This is a genomic window from Thermonema rossianum DSM 10300 (genome assembly GCF_000426825.1).
GTDB classification, from domain to species: Bacteria; Bacteroidota; Bacteroidia; order Cytophagales; family Thermonemataceae; genus Thermonema; species Thermonema rossianum.
This window is the reverse complement of sequence record NZ_AUGC01000023.1, coordinates 1-2,992: the sequence shown is the minus strand read 5'-3', so window position 1 is coordinate 2,992 and position 2,992 is coordinate 1. Positions and strand designations below refer to the sequence as shown.

The window sequence follows — 2,992 nt, the reverse complement described above, 5'->3', positions numbered from 1 at the left end:
TCATTTCCATTGCAGACCTCGACAGCATACAAATACACACAAAGGAAGGACACTTCCCTTCCATGGCAGTCACGCCGGAATATGCCCCGCCCGAAGCCGGTACTTGGGAGCCCGAAATGCCCAAGCAACAAAGCTGGGACCTGTTCAGCCTTGCAGTCATCCTTTACCGTTTCCTGGTGGGTATTCATCCTTTCACCGGTACACTCAAGCCGCCCTACGACAAGCTCACCACCTATGAAGAGCTTATACGCCATGGGTTCTACCCGCATGGCAAAAAGCAGAAACTCTTTGCCGCCATACCCAATGACCACCAAAGGCTCTTTGCGCTTTACCCCCCACAGGTCGCTCAAACCTTCATAAAGGTGTTTGATACCTGCCTCTTTCAACCGGAAAAACGCCCCTCCGCTTTGGAGTGGAGCACAATGCTGTATGTAAAAAAGAAAGAGCAAAGCCGGTATGTAAAAAAGAAAGAGCAAAGCCGGCTTGAAACACTTAAAGCAGAAATAAAAAGCCGGCTTGAAAGACAAAAGCAACAAGCCCCCACAATTACAGACAGCAAAACGAAAGCTCCTCGCACTTTTCGTTTCAAAGAAACATTCATACGGCTTACCCTATCATTTCCATTTATTATTCGCATCCTTCAACTTTATCCAGAGTCTTATGAGACTTATGATTTTTCTTACAGAATTAACTTCGGATTTATCACTCATTTGCATATGGCGCTCATCATATATGCAGGCATCTACTTATACAGGCTTATCAATACCAAGCGAACCAAGGCTCTTCGCTTTCGTTTATTTGTAGGATGCATACACTTTATCGTTGTTTTCCTGTTTACATACTTCTTGATCATGCCCAGGCCCTTTTATTCCTTTATTCCGTTCATGGCATTGGTTCCCGTTCCGCTTACTTTCATGCTTATATGGGCGCTGCCGATTGCTCAACAGAACATACAACTCACTTCTTTGCCCAACCAAGACAGATTGGCGCAGCTGTTGCCGGCAGCTTTGCCCTATCTGCTCGCCGGAACATTTCTCTGCTACAAAATGGTGGAATGGATAGGCACTACTGTGTATGACACGTTTTTCTCGTTTTCTGTTCTTTTAATCCCGGAATTGGCTTTCATTATCCTTTTTCAGCTCATTACCTCATGGAGTCAATGGCACCTGATTCGGTTTGTAAAACGGTACGGACCGGTTACCCCCACCGAACAACTCACCTTGAAAACCTTGCTTTTTCTTGCTTTTGCAGCCGCTTACTTGCATGGTATTCATCAAATGCTGTTGCCGGGTACATATGGAGGATACTTCACTACTGAATATACTTCGTATTTGAATGCTGTCTTATATCTTACCATCGTTCCATCTTTGACTTTCGGATGGTACAAGCTCGTAACCGGCATATGGACATGGATAAAGCGCAACAACACTTGATGCCGGAAACTTGTATTCCGGCTTTGGCTTATTATTTTTGTCTTTTAAGAAAAATGTATGCAAAAATCAACCTATGAACCCCACACCTGACCCCACTCTGGATTTATCCATTATAATACCGGCCTACAACGAAGCGGAATCGCTCCCCGAATTGATAGCCTGGATTACCCGCGTGCTTGCCGGGCATGCATGGACCTATGAAATCATTGTAGTGGACGACGGCAGCGAAGACCAAACCGGGCAGCTGCTGCATACGTTGAAAAAGCAATATCCTCCCTTGCGGGCTATTCGCTTTTTGCGAAACTATGGCAAGTCGGCAGCACTTCAAACAGGCTTTGAAGCAGCCCGTGGCGCCGTAGTCATCACCATGGATGCCGACCTGCAAGACGACCCGGAGGAGATCCCCGCTCTCTATAGAATGATAACAGAAGAGGGGTATGACTTGGTGTCGGGCTGGAAATATAAACGCTATGACCCATGGAGCAAAACCCTGCCTTCGAAGCTGTTCAATGCGGTCACCCGCAGGCTGTCGGGCATCCCGCTCCATGATTTCAACTGTGGATTGAAGGCTTATCGTTGTGAGGTAGTGAAAAGCATAGAGGTGTATGGTGAGATGCACCGTTACATACCGGTCATTGCCAAATGGGCAGGGTTCAAGCGTATTGGTGAAAAGAAAGTGAAGCACCATCCGCGACGCTACGGCAAAACCAAGTTTGGCATTGAGCGTTTTCTGTTTGGCTTCCTTGACCTGCTGTCCATTCAGTTTGTGTCGCGCTTCCGCAAGCGTCCCATGCACTTCTTCGGCGGCTTGGGCGTACTTAGTTTCACCATTGGTGCACTCATCACTTTGTGGCTCATTGGGTATAAGCTATGGGCACTGGCGCATGGGCTTCACTATCGAGAAGTAACCGCCCAACCTCTTTTTTACCTGGCATTGACAAGCATCATCATCGGTGCCCAACTATTTCTTACCGGCTTTTTAGGCGAAATGATCGTGAATACTGCCCCCAAGCGTCATGACTATGTGATTGCCGAGGTGATAGAATAAAAGCGGCTTGTTTTACCACCGCACAGAAGGGCAGCTGCTCCGGTGTATAAAGCGCACATCTTCAACAGGAATGCTTTTTGCCTGCAAAGCAGATAGCTATTATCTTGTTACAAAAAGCAGGGTAAACATTTTTAATTCCCGGAAACAGCAGGCATCAATGCCTCTGTGCTTTGTTGAAACTTATTGTGGTAAAAAACATTATCTAAAGACCATGCAAGTATATACTGCAAACGGCACCCTTTTGCAATTGGGCGAAATGTTGGGCAGCGGCGGCGAAGGATGGATTTATGAAGTAAACAACCACCCCGCCCGTACCCCCTTGGTTGCCAAAGTGTTTTTCTCGCCCGAAAAAGCAGCGCAAAAAGAAGCCAAGTTGCGCTATATGATACAAAACCCGCCCGACTCCATCGAGCAAAACGGGCACACCTTCCTTGCATGGCCCATGGACCTGCTCTTCAACGAACAGGGACAATTCACCGGATTCCTCATGCCCAAAGCCGAAGGCGTCGAG

At 47.2% G+C, this 2,992-nt stretch carries 3 protein-coding genes; all 3 read left to right on the top strand.

Features of this window, described 5'->3' with window-relative positions; genetic code table 11:
• Nucleotides 1-1,433: hypothetical protein (locus tag K384_RS13860; RefSeq protein ID WP_038032613.1), on the top strand; the 1,433-nt coding region annotated here is incomplete at its 5' end.
• Between the two features lie 73 nt (nt 1,434-1,506).
• Complete coding sequence (locus K384_RS11625; RefSeq protein WP_038032611.1) at nt 1,507-2,481, top strand: glycosyltransferase; 975 nt, start codon at nt 1,507-1,509, stop codon at nt 2,479-2,481.
• Between the two features lie 211 nt (nt 2,482-2,692).
• A partial coding sequence (locus K384_RS11620) for a hypothetical protein (protein ID WP_038032608.1) occupies nt 2,693-2,992 on the top strand: 300 nt, incomplete at its 3' end.